Annotated in this window: 18 protein-coding genes and 1 riboswitch; of the genes, 1 reads left to right on the top strand and 17 read right to left on the bottom strand. The window is 60.8% G+C overall.

Translation table 11 applies throughout. From position 1 onward, the window contains the following. The first annotated feature begins 47 nt into the window (after positions 1–47). Entirely contained in the window at positions 48–1052 is a 1005-nt protein-coding gene (locus ATE48_RS12320; RefSeq protein ID WP_066771941.1) for an aspartate-semialdehyde dehydrogenase, read from the top strand. Here the strand turns inward: ATE48_RS12320 and ATE48_RS12315 are convergent. From ATE48_RS12315 to ATE48_RS12235, 17 genes are all read right to left on the bottom strand, one after another. Continuing rightward, complete coding sequence (locus ATE48_RS12315; protein WP_066771939.1) at positions 1049–3475, bottom strand: sensor histidine kinase; 2427 nt, start codon at positions 3473–3475, stop codon at positions 1049–1051. The two genes, ATE48_RS12320 and ATE48_RS12315, sit on opposite strands and share 4 nt — an antisense overlap. 273 nt (positions 3476–3748) lie before the next feature. Continuing rightward, the gene (locus ATE48_RS12310; protein ID WP_066771937.1) at positions 3749–4459 is read right to left on the bottom strand and encodes an energy transducer TonB; all 711 of its coding nucleotides are present in this window, start codon (positions 4457–4459) and stop codon (positions 3749–3751) included. A gap of 75 nt (positions 4460–4534) precedes the next feature. Then, complete coding sequence (locus ATE48_RS12305) at positions 4535–4885, bottom strand: hypothetical protein (RefSeq protein ID WP_066771935.1); 351 nt, start codon at positions 4883–4885, stop codon at positions 4535–4537. Between the two features lie 197 nt (positions 4886–5082). Further along, positions 5083–6480 (bottom strand): adenosylhomocysteinase, encoded by a 1398-nt coding sequence (gene ahcY / locus ATE48_RS12300; protein WP_066771933.1) that lies wholly within the window; start codon positions 6478–6480, stop codon positions 5083–5085. Positions 6481–6498: 18 nt separating this feature from the next. Further along, positions 6499–6577: riboswitch (S-adenosyl-L-homocysteine riboswitch) on the bottom strand. Positions 6578–6698: 121 nt separating this feature from the next. Further along, positions 6699–7952: a mechanosensitive ion channel gene (locus ATE48_RS12295; RefSeq protein WP_066771931.1), complete on the bottom strand. Its 1254-nt coding sequence runs from the start codon at positions 7950–7952 to the stop codon at positions 6699–6701. A 145-nt stretch (positions 7953–8097) separates the two neighbouring features. After that, positions 8098–8958, bottom strand: coding sequence for an N-acyl homoserine lactonase family protein (locus ATE48_RS12290; RefSeq protein ID WP_066771929.1), 861 nt, complete (start codon positions 8956–8958; stop codon positions 8098–8100). A 26-nt stretch (positions 8959–8984) separates the two neighbouring features. Beyond that, complete coding sequence (locus ATE48_RS12285) at positions 8985–9173, bottom strand: SemiSWEET family sugar transporter (RefSeq protein ID WP_229255090.1); 189 nt, start codon at positions 9171–9173, stop codon at positions 8985–8987. A 92-nt stretch (positions 9174–9265) separates the two neighbouring features. Further along, positions 9266–9520 (bottom strand): GlsB/YeaQ/YmgE family stress response membrane protein, encoded by a 255-nt coding sequence (locus ATE48_RS12280; protein ID WP_066771927.1) that lies wholly within the window; start codon positions 9518–9520, stop codon positions 9266–9268. A gap of 63 nt (positions 9521–9583) precedes the next feature. Then, positions 9584–9850: a SemiSWEET family sugar transporter gene (locus tag ATE48_RS12275; RefSeq protein WP_066771924.1), complete on the bottom strand. Its 267-nt coding sequence runs from the start codon at positions 9848–9850 to the stop codon at positions 9584–9586. 10 nt (positions 9851–9860) lie between these two features. Further along, positions 9861–11543 (bottom strand): M61 family metallopeptidase, encoded by a 1683-nt coding sequence (locus tag ATE48_RS12270; RefSeq protein WP_066771923.1) that lies wholly within the window; start codon positions 11541–11543, stop codon positions 9861–9863. Positions 11544–11612: 69 nt separating this feature from the next. Continuing rightward, positions 11613–11888: an HPr family phosphocarrier protein gene (locus tag ATE48_RS12265; RefSeq protein ID WP_066771921.1), complete on the bottom strand. Its 276-nt coding sequence runs from the start codon at positions 11886–11888 to the stop codon at positions 11613–11615. A 26-nt stretch (positions 11889–11914) separates the two neighbouring features. Continuing rightward, positions 11915–12322 carry a PTS sugar transporter subunit IIA gene (locus tag ATE48_RS12260; RefSeq protein WP_066771919.1) on the bottom strand — a complete coding sequence of 136 codons (408 nt, stop codon included), beginning with the start codon at positions 12320–12322 and terminating at the stop codon, positions 11915–11917. Between the two features lie 114 nt (positions 12323–12436). Further along, a complete protein-coding gene (locus ATE48_RS12255) occupies positions 12437–14059 on the bottom strand; it encodes a HAMP domain-containing histidine kinase (protein ID WP_066771917.1) in 1623 nt (540 codons plus the stop codon). After that, on the bottom strand, positions 14028–14726 hold the full coding sequence (locus ATE48_RS12250) for a response regulator transcription factor (RefSeq protein ID WP_066771915.1): 699 nt from the start codon (positions 14724–14726) through the stop codon (positions 14028–14030). The genes ATE48_RS12255 and ATE48_RS12250 overlap by 32 nt, the downstream gene beginning before the upstream one ends. Positions 14727–14885: 159 nt before the next feature. Further along, a complete protein-coding gene (locus ATE48_RS12245) occupies positions 14886–15341 on the bottom strand; it encodes a hypothetical protein (protein ID WP_228126598.1) in 456 nt (151 codons plus the stop codon). A 51-nt stretch (positions 15342–15392) separates the two neighbouring features. After that, positions 15393–18278 (bottom strand): DNA polymerase I, encoded by a 2886-nt coding sequence (gene polA, locus ATE48_RS12240; protein ID WP_066771914.1) that lies wholly within the window; start codon positions 18276–18278, stop codon positions 15393–15395. 37 nt (positions 18279–18315) lie between these two features. Continuing rightward, complete coding sequence (locus ATE48_RS12235; protein ID WP_066774991.1) at positions 18316–19116, bottom strand: isocitrate lyase/PEP mutase family protein; 801 nt, start codon at positions 19114–19116, stop codon at positions 18316–18318. Between the last annotated feature and the right edge of the window lie 62 nt (positions 19117–19178).

The raw sequence follows: 19178 nt of genomic DNA, 5'->3' as shown, positions 1-19178 counted from the left end.
CGCGGCGCCGCTCATTGGACGAACAGACTAAGCTGGAGTTTCTTGGAATGAGTAAGAACGTGGCCATTGTCGGCGCGACAGGCGCTGTCGGCACGGAGATGCTGCGTTGCTTGGAAACGCGAAACTTTCCTGTGGGCAAGTTGCACGCGCTGGCGTCGTCTGCGTCCGCCGGAAAGATGGTTCAGTTCAAAGATCGTGAGATCACGCTTGAGGCGCTTGAAGGCTTCGACTTCGCAGGCATCGATGTCGCTTTGCTTGCCGTCGATACCGATATCGCGATGGATTGCGCGGCGCGGGCGACAAAAGCCGGCGCGACGGTGATCGACAATTCCTCTGCCTTCCGCATGAAGGCTAATGTCCCTCTGGTGGTGCCGGAAGTGAACGGCGCGCTGCTCGAGGAGCGCCCTCGCCTGATCGCCAACCCGAACTGCGTCGCGGCGATCATGGTGATGGCTCTAGCGCCGCTGCAAAATCTTGCGCGCATCAGCCGTGTGCATGCGGCAAGTTACCAGGCGGCCTCTGGCGCGGGCCTTCCGGCCATGCGCGAATTAGAAGACTCCACCCGCGCTTATCTTGCCGGACAGAAATTTGAGCCGAAGGTTCTGCCGCACCCCTACGCGTTCAACTTCTTTAGCCACAACACGCCGATCGATCCCGAAACCGGTTATAATGGCGAAGAGACCAAAGTGATGCGCGAGACGCGCAAGATTTTGGATCTCCCAGACCTGCGCATTTCAATTACCTGCATCCGCGTCCCGGTGCTTCGTGCGCATGGCATCGCCATGAGTGTCGAATTCGATCGGGCAGTGACGCCGGAGACGGCGCGTGGAGCGCTCGCGCAGGCGCCTGGCGTGCGCGTTGTGGATGATCCGGCAGCCAACCGCTTCCCAATGCCGGTGGAGGCCAGCGGCATTGAAGAAGTGCTTGTGGGCCGCATCCGCCGTGATGTGTCGGATGCCTCGGGCAAGACACTGTCGCTCTTTGTATGCGGCGATCAGCTGCTCAAGGGCGCGGCGCTCAACGCGGTGCAGATCGCCGAGCGCCTCGCTTAAGCGGCTTGGCGCGTCGGCGGGATGGGCGGCGGACCGGCGAACGGCGCGTGCACAGGCAAGTGGCACGTCACCGTCACGCCACGGCCAGGCTCGCTGCTGAGCGCCACCCAGCCGCCGTGCATCTCCACGAATGAGCGCACGAGCGCGAGGCCGAGGCCGGCGCCGCGGCGATCACCCGACTCGAAGCTGTCGAATGCCCGCGCTTGCTGTTCGAAGGCCATGCCCTTGCCAGTGTCGGCGACGGTGAGCCGCACGACGCCATCCAGGCGTTCGGCCGAAACGGTGATGGTGTCGCCGCGTTCGGTGTGACGGAGCGCGTTCGACAGCAGGTTCACGATCACTTGGGTGATACGCTTTGGATCGGCGTCGATGTCGCCGATCTTCGGATCGCATTTGACCTTGATCGGCACTTCGGTGTCGCGTGCCTTGGACGCTGCCATCTGCACGGACTCGGTGATGGTCTCGTAGATATTCATCGGCGCGATATCGAGCTGGACGTTGCCCGCTTCGACCATCGCAACGTCGAGAATATTGTCGATGAGCTTCGAAAGCGAGCCAGCCGCTTCGATGATTGAGCCCACCTGCTCAACTTGGCGATCGTTGAGCGGGCCGAACACTTTGTGCTGCAACAGCTCAGCGTTGCCGTAGATGGCCTGCAGCGGATTGCGCAACTGGTAGGACACGTTCTCAACGAACTGGCCCTTAAGCTTGTCCGCCTCCTCGAACGCTTCAGCGCGCTCACGCAGCGCGTCTTCCACGCGGCGATCGGCGGTGATGTCCTGGAACGCCACCAAGGTCGCGCCGTCCGGCAGTGGACGCGTGAGGAATTTCAGCACGCTTTCGTCGCTACGGCGCATTTCACCGCGGAACTCGGTGCGTGCTTCCGGTGACGGATCGGTGATGCGTGCGCGCACCTGCGCCCAGGTCGCGCGATCATGGAAGAGGTGCTCGCAGGCGGCGATGACCTTATCGAACGGCATCTCGTTTTCGACCGCGCCAGCTTCCAGCTTCCACATCGCGCCGAAGGCAGCGTTGTGCAGCTTCAGGCGGCCGTCGAGACCAAACACGACAACCGCCTCGTGCAACTTGTCGAGCGCCGCCTTCTGGGTCTGCAGGAGCGCGTCATAGGAGCTCTTAAGCGAAACCTCATTGGTGATGTCCGAGAAGATCAACAACATGCCGCCGCCCGGGTGCGGCTGGCGCGCGACGCGCAGCATGCGGCTGTCGGGCAGCACCCAGAAATCTTCCGGCAGATCTTCATGCTCTTGATAGAGCGCAAGCTCACGCGCGCGCCACTCGGCGTAGTTCGCGTGCGCCGGAAGCTTGCGCTTCTCTTTGAGATAATCCAGCCACGCTGCATGCGACGGGCGATCCTGCAGGAACGCTGGGTCGAGCGTCCACATTTGCTCGAACGCGCGGTTGTGAAACACTAAGCGCTTGCTTTGATCGAAGACGGCGATGCCTTCGGCCAAATGGTTCAAAGTTTCGTCGTGCGCGCGCTGTTGGCGCGTCATCTGCTCGCTCGCCGCCTCGCTTTCGGTGACGTCGATCGCGAGGCCCGCTGCACCGCCGGCAACTGGCGATACACGCAGCCGGAGCGTGCGCAACTGACCGCCCACGACTGCGGAACGCGTGTCTTCGACCGGCTCGCCGGTCTCGATGGCCTTGCGCGCGAGTTCGGTGGCGCCTTGGTCGAGTTGGAGATTGCGGTCGATCGCCTGACTGAGCGACTTCGCTTCGAGCGCGCTCAGATAATTCGGATTAGCCCATTGCAGCTTCAGGCCGCCATCGACACGCCACGCCATAAACGGCGCTTCATTCCACATTTCGAGGAACGCGGCAGGATCGCGCGCGATGACTTCGGTCGCGCCATCGATACGGCCTCCGGCGCCGCCCTCTTCAACGCCGCGGACGCTGGCGTCGAGAATCCAAACGACGGCGCGCGCGCCAGCCGTACGGCCATCGACTTCAACGTAGATTCCATCGGGCGTAGAGATCGTGAGCGAGAACGGCGCGCCCTCACGGCGCAAACGCTGCAACGCGGGCGCAAGACGCGTCATCACGCCAGTAGCGCCGCGCGCGTCAAAGCCCGAGAGCCCTTGCAGAATGCGGATGGCAGGTTCAGCGGCAATCGCCGCGCCCGAAAAGCGCAGCAACGAGGCGAGCGCGAGCGGACTGCCGTAGATGCGCGGCTTGCCCCAATCGGTTTCGCTGTCGGCGAGTGTGTCTTCCCAGATCAGCACGACACCAGGGTGAGCGCCGAACACGGCGTCCGCCCAGGCGACGGTGTCCTCGAGTTCGCGAGCGCGCTTCTTCCACGCCTCAACGCCGCCGCGCGCACCCTCGGTGACGCGCATCGCCCAAAGCAACGCCGCAATCGCAATCGCGGCCGAGCCAGCCGCTACGAGCAAGCTTCCGTCCAATGCCGACCCCTAAGTCCATTCATATCGGCGAAACGAATCGCCGAGCCCCAAGGGCTAGTTTCCCGATTGCGCCCGTGAATGCACGCGCACGTCTGCCGGGAACCGTTAACAGGCGCTTAAAAGAGTGAATGAGCGGTTAAGTTAAGAAAATTCAATTGGTTAACACCGCGCGCCATGGCAGCGGCGGGTCATTCCGCTCAGCGCGCCGCGGGATCCGGCCTTCACGCATGCGGAGGTTGCGCGAACGGCGCCGCTAGCGCCGTGGTTGCGCCGTTAGGCAGGACCACTTCTGATTTTATCCACAGCCTGCTGTGCCGCAACCAACGTTGGCCGGAGCTTGCGAGCGCGGCGGCCGCTGTCGCGGGCCTTGGAGGCGCCGGAAATGCGAAACACGAACGGCATCTTGTAGCTCGCGCCATAGCGGACGTGGACGTCCTTGGCCTGAAAACGCGCGTGCTGCAGCGCCTCCCGTGCGGCGTCGTAAAAAACATCAGATGGCCAGGCGTCGACGCAATTGATGTTCTTGGCCCGCCCATCGGCGCCGACCTCGAATTCGGCGATGGCGACGCCTTCAATGCCGAGCCGGCGCGCCAAGCGCGGGTAACGCGCTCGAAGTGGGCCCGCCACATCCCATGGCATTTCGGAATGATCGTCTTCCTCACTGAGGAGCTGCCGCACGGTCTTTTCTTCCGGCGCATGCCAAATGACACAACATGGACCATTCGGCAGACGCTGTTTGACGCGCTCCATTTCGCGGCGCTCACGCAGGCGATCACGGGTCCACTCCGAGAGATTGGTCGCCAGGATGACAAGGATCAGGACGGCGCCACCGGCGACCAACAGCGACATGCTGCTGTTCCACCCCTGCGCACGCAACGCTCCACTGATAGCGAGGTGCGCGACGACGACGACGCCGAATAGCGCGGCATAAAAGAGCGCGCGCAAGGCCCACGTCGAAAGCATGCGAGTGGTGCGAATAAGCATTCTGGCTTTCCCCACGCCTTGATGCACGCGCGCCCGCGTCCGCGCAACGGGCGAACGCCGCGTCTCACGCAAGGTTCAGTGGAATGCGAGAGCCGCGAAGATCATTGCCAGCAGAGAGGACATACCGGCGATCTGGCTGAATACCGGCAAACGCGTGGCCGCGGCTACGTTTGCGCCTTTCACTTGGCCGTAGAGCACATGGGTCGTGATGGCCGCGAGCGTCAGCGTGCTGATAAAGATGAACTTGATCCAAAACATCGACGGCAAAGCGCAGAAGCTGCCGCACTTGAGGAAAACAAGCGCAACGCCTGCGATCCACATCAGGATCAGACCAATGATCGAGAAGCTCGCCAGCGCCGGACCAACCGAACGCAGCACCGCAGCCTGCTCCACTGGCCGCTTCAATGCCTCTCGCTGCGTGATCATGCTGCCGAAGCCGCCGCCCGCCGCCCATCATCAAACCAATGATGTGACCGGCGAGAATGAGATCGATGATCATGGCCCCTCCGCGATAGCGCAGCGAAGACCTGGGGTTCATCATTGAGCGATTATACATTTTAATTGCGAGCGCCCAGACGCGCATCTCGGAGACAAGCCCTAAGATGCGCGCTGTTTTCGCGTCATTAGTAGCGATAATGATCCGGCTTGAACGGGCCAGACGTCGGCACGCCGATATAGTCGGCCTGCTCTTTGGTCATTTGCGTCAGCTTCACGCCGAGCTTGTCGAGGTGCAGCGTCGCGACCTTTTCATCGAGGTGCTTCGGCAACGTGTAGACCTCGTTCTTGTAGGCCTTGCCGTTGGTCCAAAGCTCGATTTGCGCGAGCGTCTGGTTGGTGAACGACGCTGACATGACGAAGCTCGGGTGACCCGTCGCATTGCCGAGGTTAACGAGGCGGCCCTCAGAAAGAAGAATTATCTTCTTGCCGTCCGGAAATTCAACGTGGTGCACTTGCGGCTTAATTTCGTCCCACTTGAAGTTCTTCAGACCCGCGACTTGGATCTCTGAATCGAAGTGGCCGATGTTGCAAACGATGGCGTTGTTCTTCATCGCGCGCATGTGCTCGACGGTGATTACGTCCTTGTTGCCCGTCGCGGTGACGAAGATATCGGCTTGCGGAGCAGCGTCTTCCATGGTGACGACTTCATAGCCTTCCATCGCCGCTTGCAGCGCGCAGATCGGATCGACTTCCGTCACCTTCACACGTGCACCGCCTTGGCGAAGCGAAGCCGCAGAACCCTTGCCCACGTCGCCGTAGCCAGCAACGACGGCAACCTTACCCGAGAGCATGACGTCGGTGCCGCGACGGATCGCGTCGACAAGTGATTCACGGCAGCCGTAGAGGTTGTCGAACTTCGACTTGGTGACACTGTCGTTGACGTTGATCGCCGGGAACGGGAGATCGCCGCGCTTGGCCATTTCGTAGAGGCGGTGAACGCCTGTGGTGGTTTCTTCCGAAACGCCCTTCACGGAAGCGCGAATCGCTTCGTAGAAGCCGGGTTGCTCCTTCAGATAGCGCTTCATCGTGGCGAACAGCGCTTGCTCTTCTTCATTGGAGTGATCGGCGATCACACCGGCGTCCTTCTCCGCCTTCGGGCCGAGCACGCAGAGGAGCGTCGCGTCGCCGCCGTCATCGAGGATCATGTTGGCGTATTGACCGTTCGGCCATTGGAAGATGCGGTGGCTGTAGTCCCAGTATTCTTCCAGCGTCTCACCCTTCACGGCGAACACCGGCGTGCCGCGCGCGGCGATCGCGGCGGCGGCGTGATCTTGGGTCGAGAAAATGTTGCAGGAAGCCCAGCGCACTTCCGCACCGAGCGCCTGCAGCGTCTCGATCAGCACGGCGGTTTGGATCGTCATGTGCAACGAACCGGCGATACGTGCGCCCTTCAGCGGCTGCTTGGGGCCATATTCTTTGCGCACGGCCATCAGGCCCGGCATTTCGGTTTCGGCGATTTCGATTTCCTTGCGGCCCCAGTCCGCCAGGCTCATGTCCTTTACGACGTAATCTTTTGCGCTCATCGCGCGCCCTCCTTCGAGAGATCGCGAGCGTCGTTTTCCAAAAGGAAAGCACCTGCCAAGCCTGGCGGCCGAAGCCGTCGCAACGCTCCTTGGTAGGCGGGCGCGGTTTAGCAAAGGCGGCCACGGCATGCAAACCGGCAGAGGCGGATAGCTGATGCCAAAAGAGCCGCCGAGCTAGGCCCGACGGCTCTCATGTTTTCAGTACGTTACCTGTTCGGTTAAGAACCGGACGTCCAGCGATCCAGCATGCGCTTGGCTGCATCGCGGCCGCCGACGCCGAAAGCGATCGCTACCGCAACCGCCACCGAACCCAGGATGAGGCCGAAGGCGAGCGCGATGATGTTGTTGGCGAGGCCCATGAAGGACAAACCGACCGCCGTCGCAAGCGAGATCACGCCCCAGCGCACCAACGTCGCGATGATCTCGGACGACGGCTTGCCTTCGCGTGACGAGGCTGCGGCGAGGATATTCGCGAGCAGAATGCCGAGCGCGATGATCACGGCGCCGAAGAGCACCTTGCCGGCGAGCTGGACGACTTGAGCCAGCATGTCCGCCATGGCGACGAAGGCCAGCAAGCGCGCCGCTTCGACCGCAGCGAACAGGACGATACCGATCAACACTGCGAGCCCGATCATCTTCGATGGCGGGAACTTCGAGAAGTTGATGGTGTCGACGCCCGGCGTCAGATCCATCTTCTCACGGCCGACACGGATCGGCTCGGCGTTTGCGATGCTTGAAATGATGTCGTCGAAGCCGATTGCTTTGAGACCCTCTTCGATCAGCGTCATCACCCAACGGCCGATCAGATAAGCGATGAAGATGATCAACGCCGCACCAATGACGCGTGGGATGGTCATCAAGATGCCGTTCAGCATCGCCGTCGCCGGATCGGAAATCGCCGTGATGTTCAACGCTTGCAGCGCGGCGATCGAAACCGGGATGATGATGAGTGTGAAGGCCAGCAGACCGAGCAAACGCGCGAGGCCAGGACCTTTGGGCGTGTGCGTGAGGCCGGCGTCGATCAGACGGCGATCGAGTTCAACCGCTTCGACCGTCGCTTCCACCATGCGGCGGACGACTGTCGCAAGCACGAAGCCGATAAAGAAGATCAGCGCGGCGCCAACGATTGACGGCAGATAGTGCAAGAACTCGCTGACCATGCCGTTCAATGGCGCGACTACGGCGCTAAGGCCGAGGACGTTGAGCGCGGCGATCAAGCCCAAGAGCCAAACCAGCCAATAGCCGACTTCACCGATACGCTCGCCCACATCGACGGTGGGTCGAACGCCACCGGAGCCGGCGCCGTCACGGCGTGCAAAGAATGGAATGCGGTCGACCGCTTTCGCGATCGCCCACTTCACCGCCTTCGCCGCGAAATGCGCGACGACGACGATGACAAGCGCCAAGAGGATCTTGGGCGCGTCGTTCTGGAGCCATGCAGTGATGGCAGCTTGATTTTCAGACGTAATCATTGGGCAGCCTCCCTCGCCGAGGTGCGTTTGAAGATGCCCTTACGATCACCGGAACGCACGCGATTCATAGGATATGCGCGCTTTAGGCGTGCATATTCCATGCTGCATCCGCGAGATATTCGCGCCGCAGGCCGCTTCGCTTCGATTAGTTCAACGCGGCGGGGAAAGCCGGCAGCGAGGTGAAGTCTTCCATCACGTGCTGACGGACGACGCGCGCGTGCGTTTCGCTTGCAATGCGCTCGACTTCGGCCTGCGAAGCGACTGTCTGCGCCCGATCTGTGTTGAACGTCGGAACGAGCCGGCGCTCGCGACTTTCCGAGAGGTGATACATATCGCCAGTCAGCAGCACGGGGCCAGCATTTGGCAGGCGCACCAGCAGCACCGCGTGGCCAGGTGTGTGGCCCGGCGCCTGGATGATCGTCACCGTGCCGTCGCCGAACACATCGTGGTCGTCATCGCCTTCAATGAGCTGAGTGCGCGCATTCTCAAGCAAATTGTAATTGTTGAAGTCCTGTGGATCGGAGCGATGCTCTGCATCGAACATGCGCGTGCGCTCATCGGTATCCACGATCCAAGTCGAAGCTGCGAAGAGATTGCCGTTGCCCGTGTGATCCGAGTGCATATGGGAGAACGAAAGGAATTCGACATCCGCGGGCGTCATGTTGAGTTGCGCTAGCTGTGCTGTGAGCTTCACCGGCACTTCGAAATGCGCCGGGAAGTTCGCCGGCGTCAGACCGCCCGGCAAGTCGGCGATGGCTTCGGGCAAGCCTGTGTCCCAAATGAGATCGCCGCCCGGATGGCGGATTAGGTAGCATGGCACGATCAACTCACGCGGTTGGCCGTTCATGGAGCCGTCATCGGCAAACATGCCGACGTCCTGAAACGTCGTATGTCCGCAATCCATGGCGTAAAACTGGATTTTTGGGCTTTCTTGCGCTTGCTCGGCCGGTTGACCGCACGCAACGAGCAGCACCAACGCGGCGACGGACAACAACAAGTTCTTCATTGGTCGTACTCTCCCTCTCGCGCCGTTCAAGCGCCCGACTTATCGAAACGCAAGCGCAGAACGAGGATGGTGATAACAAGCGCGAGGCAAATCGCATTCGTCAGCGTCACCGGCCATGAATCACTCAATGCTCCGTATGCGGTCCAGCACACGAATCCAATCGTCGTGACGGCGTACATGCGAAGCGAGACGCTTGATGCGTCCCGCTCCTTCATGATTTTGATGATTTGCGGATGAAACTCGCCACCGAGCACAAGCCGGCAACAATGCCGAATGTGTTGGCGAGCCAATTGGGCGCTTCGCCCATCTAGGCACGCTTTATCACGCGCACGATAAGCAAGAGCACCACGGCGCCGATGAAGGCCGTAAAAATCGTGTTGATGATGCCCGCGCCAAGGGCGATGCCGAGCGTGCCGAACAGCCAGCCACCCAGAAAAGCGCCGATAATTCCAATGACGATATTGCCGATGAGACCAAAGCCAACGCCGCGAACGATAAGGCCCGCGAGCCAGCCGGCAACCGCGCCGACAAGAATCCAAATGAGAATTGTTTCAACAGCCATGATGTCCTCCTGATCCGCGCCTCAACGCCGATCGGGAACTTCATGTTCCTCGATTGAAACCGATTATCGGCTTAAGCGCCGGAATTTCAGGATGAGAACCATTGCCGCGAGGCCAGCAGCGACCGCGTTCCAGAGCATGATGGATGGCGCCCCGCGCATCACACCGTAAGAGCCCCACAACACTGCGCCCGCGAACACCATCATGTAGGTCAGCGCCGAAACCCCGGACGCATCGCCGTCGCGCAAGATCTTGAAGGCCTGCGGCGCAAACGCGAAGGCCCCGACGAACCCCGCAACGAGCCCAAGCGCCTCAGCCAAATCAATCTGCATTGGACCCCTCTCAACCGCCGATCACGCGAAGGCATTGAGCTAATCGCTCCCCTTCCAGATTCTCGGCCAGTTGCAGGCTTTGAATCGCGTACGTGCCGACGCCGCGCGGCATATAGCGAATCGTGCGCTCTGTATCGCCATCTCTGACGACGTAGGCGATCTCAAGCTCGCTATTGCCGATCTCGCCGCCATCGCGGCGCACCAGCACCATGCCATTTCGCAGTCCCGCCGCATAAGCCGGCAAACTTGGATCTACGCCGGCGATAATGTTACTGTTGGCCTGCGTGGCCTGAATATCGAAGCCACGATGAAACACAGGCGTCTGCCGCGTTACGATTCGACCACAAGGCTCGAGCAGATCCTCGGCCAACAAAAGCTCCGAACCTTGAGTGACATAAGTCTCGATATCGGCGCTTGGATCGAGATCAAAGCGCGCGGCCGAAGCGAGGAAATTCTCCACCGCATATTGCTCACCAGCGCGCGCGCGATCGCGCATGTCGTGGACCACAACATCCAAGCTGTTGCCTGCGGCGCGCAACCGCGCCTCCCATATCATCGCAACGAAACGGCCTCGTTGGTACGGTAAACGCTGCGTATCACGGTCGCTCCAGAAATTCGCGAGAACCTGCGCGTTGGTATTGGTGCGCACAGGTGACTGCGCGTAGGCGCGTAATGCATCATTGAGATCAGCCGCGTATTGCTCGATGGTCCACTGACGACCACGCACCATCAACCGCGCGGTGTAGAACTCGGTAAATCCTTCCGAGAGCCAATATTGAAGCGCCTGATCATCCTGCGGCAGGCCACCAACTTGCGGAGAAATCCAAGTGTGAAAGCTCTCGTGCGCAAGCGTGCGTGCGATCGGACCAGCTTCTGCATTCGGCGTGGCGAAGAACGCAAATGCGTCATCGAGCCCCGTTCCGCCGATGGAGATCCAACCCTCTGGGCCTTCGAGGTGCAACACCGTCACCAGATAGGGCGTGGAATCGTCATCCCAGAACGCTCGCTCGCTTGAGAGAATATTCGCGGCCTGCGCCAGAAACTCGTCGTCCGTGAATTGCCAAGCCCCACGGATCGCAACGCGCACGTTGCTGGTGGGATCGCGCAAAATCCGGAAATCGCCGCCAACGACGACGCTCGACCAAACCTCATCGAGGCGCAAATCGTCGTGCTCAAGATCCGACGCATAATTCCAATCACGCGGCAAATTGCGGACACGGAAACGCACACGCGATTCATTTGGCGCAGCTCCGGGTGTCACCATGAAAGCGTTGCCAATCAGATGGAAATAAGTTGGCTGAACGGTTGGGCGATAGACATTGCCGATCTCAGCGCGCGGCGCACCGTCCCAATCCTGGATCACGCGATAGCGCAGATGGATCCGGGCATTCGGCCGATGCGTGAGAACGCGTTGGTTCGCCTCTTCGCCATTGCGTATGGCCGAAGCGCCAGACACGATTTCCAGGCCTTCGATAGCGCGCCAAAGCTCATTCTGCCCACCCCAGCTATCTGGCAGACGAATATCGCTCTCGCCGTCACGCTCACCGGTGAAGGAAAGATCGATCTGCACGGCGTTGAGCGCGCCGTCCTGCATCAACGGGGTCAGCGTGTAATCAATACGCGGCGGCGCTGCCGCGCCCAGGCAAAGGAGCAGCGCACCGGCTGTTGCGATGGCTTGAACGATTAAACGCATGAAATCCCCGCTTGAGCTCTAGCGGACAGATGCATGAATTGCGGCAAAGGCGGGGCAAACCCCTCCTGGCTATTCTTCTTCGTGAAATTTCGAAGCGATCAGAGCTTCGACGGCGGCCATGGCCTCCTCCGCCTGCGGACCGCGGGTTTCGATCTCGACTTCATCGCCAATCCCAGCGCCAAGCATCATCAGGTCCATCAACGAGCGGGCGTCGGCTTCGTCGGTTTCTTTGCGGACACTGATCCGGGTATTGTCATAGCCAAGCGCCAGCTCGGCCAGCTTACGCGAGGCGCGCGCGTGCAAACCCTTCTTGTTCACGATCTGCAGAGTGCGCGTGATGGTCATGTACCCGCCCGCTACTGACGGCCTGCTTAGGCCGCGCCGCCGGCGAGTTCCACCGAGGCGACTCGAATATAGCGCCGTCCAGCGTCCTGCGCAGCAAGCGCCGCCTCCGGCAGACTGACCTTGTCGCGGACCTCAGCGAGCTTAATCAGCATCGGCAAATTCACGCCGGCGATCACTTCGGTTTTCACCTGATTGATAACCGAGATCGCGAGGTTCGACGGCGTGCCGCCGAACATGTCGGTGAGAAGCACAACACCATCGCCCTTATCGACCGCGCGCACGGCGTCGATAATGTCGGAGCGTCGCTCTTCCATGTTGTCATTAGGGCCGATGGCGATAGCGCGCATCTGATCCTGAGGCCCGAGAACGTGTTCCGCCGCGGCGACAAACTCGTCCGCCAGACGGCCGTGGGACACAACCACGACACCAATCATTCAGTAGTCTCCCGCCACCCGCCAGTGGGCTTGGAATAAGGGCTGCTACATAGGCCCTCGCGGATGGCGGAGGAAGCGAAAGCCTCACTGCGATTGCAGTTTTCGACGGATGGCCTAGTGCGCCAGCGGCAATTCCACGACTAGGCGAGCGCCGCCGCTCTCTCCGCGGCCCAGGCCATCCTTGTTCTGGGCGTAAATCCGCCCGCCGAGCGAGGTGACGATCTGGCGGGCGATGGAAAGACCGAGACCCGAATTACCGCCAAAGGCAGCCCCTTTCGGCCGCTGGGTGTAGAAGCGCTCGAAGATGGTTTCGAGGTTCTCAGGCGGCACGCCTGGGCCCTGATCGTCGACGATGGCGCGGACGATCGCACCTTCCTTTGCGCGCACCAACTCCGCCGAGACCGACACCACGCCACCATGGGGACTGAACGACCGCGCATTGTCGATCAAATTTCGGAAGACCTGACCAAGCGGCCCAGCCTGCCCGAGCGCGATAAGGCCTTCGGGCTTGGGTCCTTTAAACGCGACCGTAACCGGCGCCTCTTCGTCTGGCGGCGATGCATAAGCGCGGGTGATTTCGAACAGAAGCGCACCAAGATCGATACGGTGCAAGTCTAGCTTTGCTGTCTCTGCCTCGATGCGGCTTGCGCGCGCAATGTCTGTAATCAGGCGATCAAGGCGCTGCACATCCTGCGCAACGATGCCCAGCATTTGCGCTTGTTGCTCCGGCGTTTTCGCCGATCGCGCCGAAGTCACCGCCGATTGAATCGAAGCCAGCGGATTCTTGATCTCGTGGCTTACGTCAGCAGCGAACCGCTCATTGGCGTCGATGCGGTCTGCAAGCGCGCCCGTCATCGCTTCGAGCGAGTGCGCCAACGCGCCGATTTCATCCTTCCGGTGGGTGACTTCAGGCAAGTCCAGGCGCGTGGCGCCGGTCAACCGGAGGGAATCTGCCGCGTTCGCCAACTTGCGCAGCGGGCGCGCGATGAACAGAGCCAGCAATAGAGAAGATAGAAAGATGGCAATCGTTGCGCCGATCATGAACGGGATCATGCCGGCGCGCTCCGCCACCAGGATCCGCTCAACGTCGGCGCTCTCGGTCGTCACTGTACCTATGACTTGCTGCACGCGCCGCAGCGGAACAGTCACCGACACAACCCGCTCACCGCGTTCGTTCAACCTCTCCCCGTTGACGATCTCACCTCGCAAGGCACGCCGCTGCTCTTCTTCCAGCGTGGTCGTCGGCCGCCACGGGGTCAGGCGCAGATACTCCACCTGCCGCGCGGCGCTTTCGATCTGCTCGCCGAGGCTCTGATCCTCGGTGATCGGCGTCTCGCGGATCTCATCGTAAATGACGTCGCTGTCGGCGATGAGGCGGGCATCAGTATCGAACACCCGCACGCGCGGCCGTCCGACGCCGGGACGCGCCCCTTCCGCGATTGGCGGCAATATCCGGTGCAAGACCAGCCGCACCGCGCTCTCATTGATGTACGGGTTCGGATCGCCCTCAACCGTGCCGGTTTCGATCAGCAGGTTGGTGATCAGTTCGCCTTGGGTCCGCAAATTGCGGAATTGCGCCTCGGTCAAACCGGCGCGCATCTCTGTCAGCAGCAGCACGCCCAGAATGAGGACGAACAGGCCGGCAAAATTCCAAATGAAAATGATCCGCGCGATGCGCGAACGCAGGATCGCGCGGAAGATCCCGTCAGATTTCGTTGTACCGGTAGCCGACGCCATAGAGGGTTTCGATCGCGTCGAAGTCGCCGTCGATGTCGCGGAATTTTTTGCGGAGCCGCTTGATGTGGCTGTCGATGGTTCTGTCGTCGACATAGACCTGATCGTCATAGGCAGCGTCCATCAGCTGGTCCCGGCTCTTCACGTAGCCAGGGCGCTGAGCGAGCGCTTGCAGGATAAGAAATTCAGTGACCGTGAGGCGAACTTGTTCGCCCTTCCACGTACAAGCGTGGCGGTTCGGATCAAGGGTAAGTTCGCCGCGAACGATTGGCTTCTTGTCACTCGTTGCCTCTGCACCTGGCGCGCCGGCGCGGGTACGACGCAACAGCGCCTTCACGCGCTCGCTGAGCAGGCGTTGGGAGAATGGCTTTTTGATGTAGTCGTCCGCGCCGACATTGAAGCCGACGACTTCGTCCATCTCGTCGTCTTTGGACGTGAGGAAGATGACCGGAAGGTTCGAACCCTGCCGCAGACGGCGCAGAACTTCGACGCCATCCATGCGCGGCATCTTGATATCGAGGATGGCAATGTCCGGCGGCGTTTCCGACAGCGCAGCAAGCGCCGTCGCGCCATCCGTATAGGACCGCACGGTGTAACCTTCGCCCTCAAAGAGGACCTTCAGGGAGGCGAGAATGTTCTCGTCGTCGTCGACAAGGGCGATGGTCGGCATGGGTAGGTCGCGAATCCTGACTTTACCGTAATGAACTGGTACGGGTCTTCTTAGCCGTCAATGGCTGCCGACGCTAGCGCGCGTCTTTCACGGGCTTGTGTGCGACGCCGCCCAGGCCTCACACGCGATAAGCGGCGAAAATGAGGAAACTGGCGGCCCTCAGTTCACGTCTGCGCGCTCACGGTTGAGCGACAAGCGATGGCCACCCGCGCTAGTGCAGGTGACGCCCTGCTCACTGCTCTCGCACCTGAACGGGCCGCGCGACCAAGTTTGTCCGTACGCTAGCGCTTCACCCGAGCAGCAACCACGCTCATCGGTCTCGACAACATGAGCAGGGCCGTTCTCTGGGAGCACGACGCGCACGTAGGTCGGCTCCGAGCGATCGCAGGTCAGTTCAGCGCCCGCTTGGGCAGGCTGATAAACCGCGGTGCCTCCGGACGGCACATAAGTGCATCCGATATTGCCAGACGGAGACGTGAACATCTCAAGCTCACCAGTCGCGACGGTCGCCGCCGGCTCGACCGCAACCGCGGATGGCGTACTTGGCGCCGGCGCTGGCGGCGTGCAGCCCGACACCACAAAAACCAAAACACTAATGGCCAAGAGCGTGCGCATCAGTACAGCTTGCGCGCAGCGCGCCGCGAGCGCAACGCGCAATCACTCGCGTTAGTGCGCAGCGCCCCAGCTTGATCCGGCTTTGGCTTCGACCGTTAGAGGCACGCTGAGAATAGCCGCAGGCTCAGGCGCGGCTTCCATCACGTCCTTTGCAAGCTTGCAAAGCGTGTCCGCTTCTTCCTTCGGCGCCTCGAACACGAGTTCGTCATGCACTTGCAGCAGCATGCGCGACTTTAGCTTTGCCTTCGCCAACGCCGCCGGCAAGCGAACCATCGCACGCCGAATGATGTCGGCGGCGGCGCCTTGCAGCGGCGCATTGATGGATTGGCGTTCGCCAAACGCGCGTTCGCTCGGATTCTTCGACTGGATGCCCTTCACCCAGATGCGGCGGCCGAAGATCGTTTTCACGTAGCCGTTAGCGCGAGCGAACGCTTTGGTCTCTTCCATGTAATCGCGGATGCCTGGAAAGCGCTCAAAGTATTTCTTGATGTAGGCGGCCGCTTCTTCACGGGCGATGCCGAGATTGCGTGCTAAGCCGAACGCGCTGATGCCGTAGATAATGCCGAAATTGATCGCCTTGGCATTGCTACGAATTTCCTTCGGCATGCCCTCAACCGGAACGCCGAACATCTCCGACGCGGTGCGAGCATGAATATCGACACCATCGGCAAATGCCTGCTTCAGCTGGGGAATGTCCGCGACATGCGCGAGCAGGCGCAGCTCGATCTGCGAATAGTCGGCTGAGACAAGCACATTGCCCTTCTCGGCAATGAACGCATCGCGAATGCGACGGCCTTCCTCGGTGCGGATCGGAATATTCTGCAGGTTTGGATCATTCGACGAGAGCCGCCCCGTTGTGGTTGAGGCGAGCGCGTAGCTGGTGTGTACGCGATTGGTCTGCGGATTGATGGCTGCGCCCAATGCTTCGGTGTAGGTGGAGCGCAGCTTTGAGAGTTGACGCCACTCGAGCACCTTGGCTGGCAGATCGTGCTGCTCAGCCAAATCTTCGAGGATCGCCGCATCGGTGGACCAAGCGCCGGTCTTGGTTTTGCCGCCACCCGCAAGCTTGAGCTCATCAAACAAAATTTCGCCGAGCTGCTTAGGCGACCCGAGATTGAATTCCTTTCCTGCAAGCCCGTAGGCCTCGGATTCATATTGCAACATGCGCTGCGCAAAATCGCCGGAAAGGCGCGAGAGCATCTGCGGGTCAACCTTGATCCCTTCGCGCTCCATTGCCGCAAGCACAGGCGGCAAAGGCCGCTCAAGTGTTTCGTATACCGTGATAAGGTGATTGCTCGCCAATTCCGGTGAGAGCTTACGATAAAGCCGCAAAGCAGCGTCAGCGTGTTCGCACGAATATGCCGCCGCAGCTTCGATCGGCACTAAATCGAAAGTCTGCTGCGCCTTGCCTTTGCCGGCGACGTTGGCGTACGGCGTCAAGCCATGGCCAATGTGCTTTTCGATCAACGAAGTCTTATCGTGATCGTCTAGTCCGCCATAAAGCGTGTAGGACGCCAGCATTGGATCATCAAACGCCTTGAGCGCTATCTTGTGCTTGGCGAAGAGCGCAATATCCCATTTGATGTTGAGGCCGACTTTGGTGACCGACGCGTCTTCGAACAACGACTGCAATGCGGCGAGCGCTGCGCTCAAACCGATTTGCGTCCCCGTATCCAAGGCCCCCGTCTCGGACGGCGCCTCTGCCGCGAACAACTCGCCGGCGCGCGACTCCGAACCGCGATGCTGCAGCGGAATGTAAATCGCGTCATTCGCCGCAAGTGAAAGCGAGACACCGACAAGCTGCGCCCGCATCGCATCGAACGAATCTGCTTCAGTATCGATACCGATTGCACCAGCGAGCTTGGCGCGGCGAATATAGTCCTCCAGCGCTGGCAGATCGCGGACGATCTTGTAAGCGTCGGGCTTGAACTCACGCTCGATCTCTTCAAGCACCGGGCCAGCGCGCGGCGCGCCGTCATCCGCATGCACCGGCGCCAGCGGAGGCGCCGCGGAGGTGTAGCTGGCGACGATCTGAACGCCCTTCTCTTTAGCAAAGTGCTCACGCACACGCCGCCCAAGCGTGCGGAACTCCATCGCGTCGATAAATTGAAGCAGCATCGCTGGATCGGGCTCACGCAGCGCGAAGCTTTCCCACTTCTCTTCGACGTCGACATCGTCTTTGAGTGTGACGAGTTCGCGAGAGAGACGGATCTGATCGGCGAAGTTGATCAAGGTTTCGCGCCGCTTCTGCTGCTTGATCTCGTTGGCGCGTTCAAGGATCGCATCGAGCGAGCCGAACGTGTTGATGAGTTCTGCTGCTGTCTTGGGGCCGATGCCAGGTGCGCCCGGAACGTTGTCCGTCGAATCGCCGATGAGCGCTTGCGCGTCGATCACCTTCTCGGGGCCGACGCCAAACTTCTCCATAACAGCGTCGAGGCCGAGAATGCGGTTCTTCATCGGGTCATAAAGCTGAATGACGCCTTCAACGATGAGTTGCATGAGGTCCTTGTCGGACGAGACGATGCGCACGCTGGCGCCACCGGCAGCGGCTTGGCGCGCATACGTCGCGATCAGATCGTCGGCCTCGAAGCCCCCCATCTCGATGCACGGCAGATTAAACGCGCGCGTCGCGTCCCGGATCATCGGGAACTGCGGCACCAGATCTTCCGGCGCCGGCGGGCGATGGGCTTTGTATTCCGGATAGAGCTTGTTGCGGAAGGTCACTTCGCTTTTGTCGAAGATAACTGCGAGGTGAGTCGGCGCTTCGGCGCCTTTCATCTCCTCTAAGAACTTCCACAGCATGTTACAAAAGCCGGCTACGGCGCCTACGCTTAGGCCATCGCTTGCACGCGTCAGCGGCGGCAACGCGTGATACGCACGGAAGATGTAGGCGGAGCCGTCGATGAGGTAGAGGCGCGGAGCGTCTTTCTTAGCCATGCGCCTGTGTAGAGGCTTCGTGCGCCGTGGTCAGCCCTTATCCGCCGAACAGCTTGTTGTAATCTGGCGGGCTGCCGCGGCGTTGCCACAACGCTTCTGAGTCGGCGTCGCGCAGGAAGTCCTCCGCGGCTTCGCGAGCAGCAGCCATAGCGGCATTGAAGAGCCCCGTCGCAGCGCTGACACGCCGCACGCCGAGTTCGCGAAGTTTTGCCGCTGACGGCGCGCCGGGACGCGCCATGATATTGAGCGGCAGCTTCGTCCCACTCACGATAACCCCGATCTGCGCGGCGTCAGCAATGCCTGGGACGAACAAGCCGCTCGCGCCCGCCCGCTCGATCGCAGCGGCGCGGCGCAACGTTTCCTCAGCGGCCTGCTCCGGCGGCGCAAGCGCCTTCAAGTAAACGTCGGTGCGCGCATTAATGTAGAGGTTGACGCCCTTCTTCTCAGCCATCGCACGGATCGCTTCGATCTTTTTCAGATGCAGTTCGTGCGGATACACGTTGTCCTCGAGGTTGATGCCGACAGCGCCGGCGTCGATGAGCTTCGCGACGTTGTCCACAGCCTGTTTTGGATCGTCGGAATAGCCGCCCTCCGCATCGCAGGTGATCGGAATGGTGACAGCACGCTCAGTCGCTTTCACGACTTCAATCAGCTTATCGACGGGGAAATGGTGGCCATCGGCATAGCCTTGCGCCCATGCAACCGCAGCACTTGAGGTAGCGATCGCTTTGGCGCCAGCGTCTTCCACAATGCGCGCTGAAGCTGCGTCCCATGTGTTTGGGAGGATCAAGAGCTCTTCATGCAGTTTGTGGAATATTGCTGCTTTTTCGGCGGACATTGGCGGCCACTCCTGGATCATTGCAGTATAGCACGATCCACATGCCCGCCTCGCTGTTTTCG

It is taken from the genome of Candidatus Viadribacter manganicus (assembly GCF_001679665.1).
Classification (GTDB): domain Bacteria; phylum Pseudomonadota; class Alphaproteobacteria; order Caulobacterales; family Aquidulcibacteraceae; genus Vitreimonas; species Vitreimonas manganica.
The sequence above is the reverse complement of the archived record's forward strand: the minus strand, read 5'-3'. Positions and strand labels throughout refer to the sequence as shown.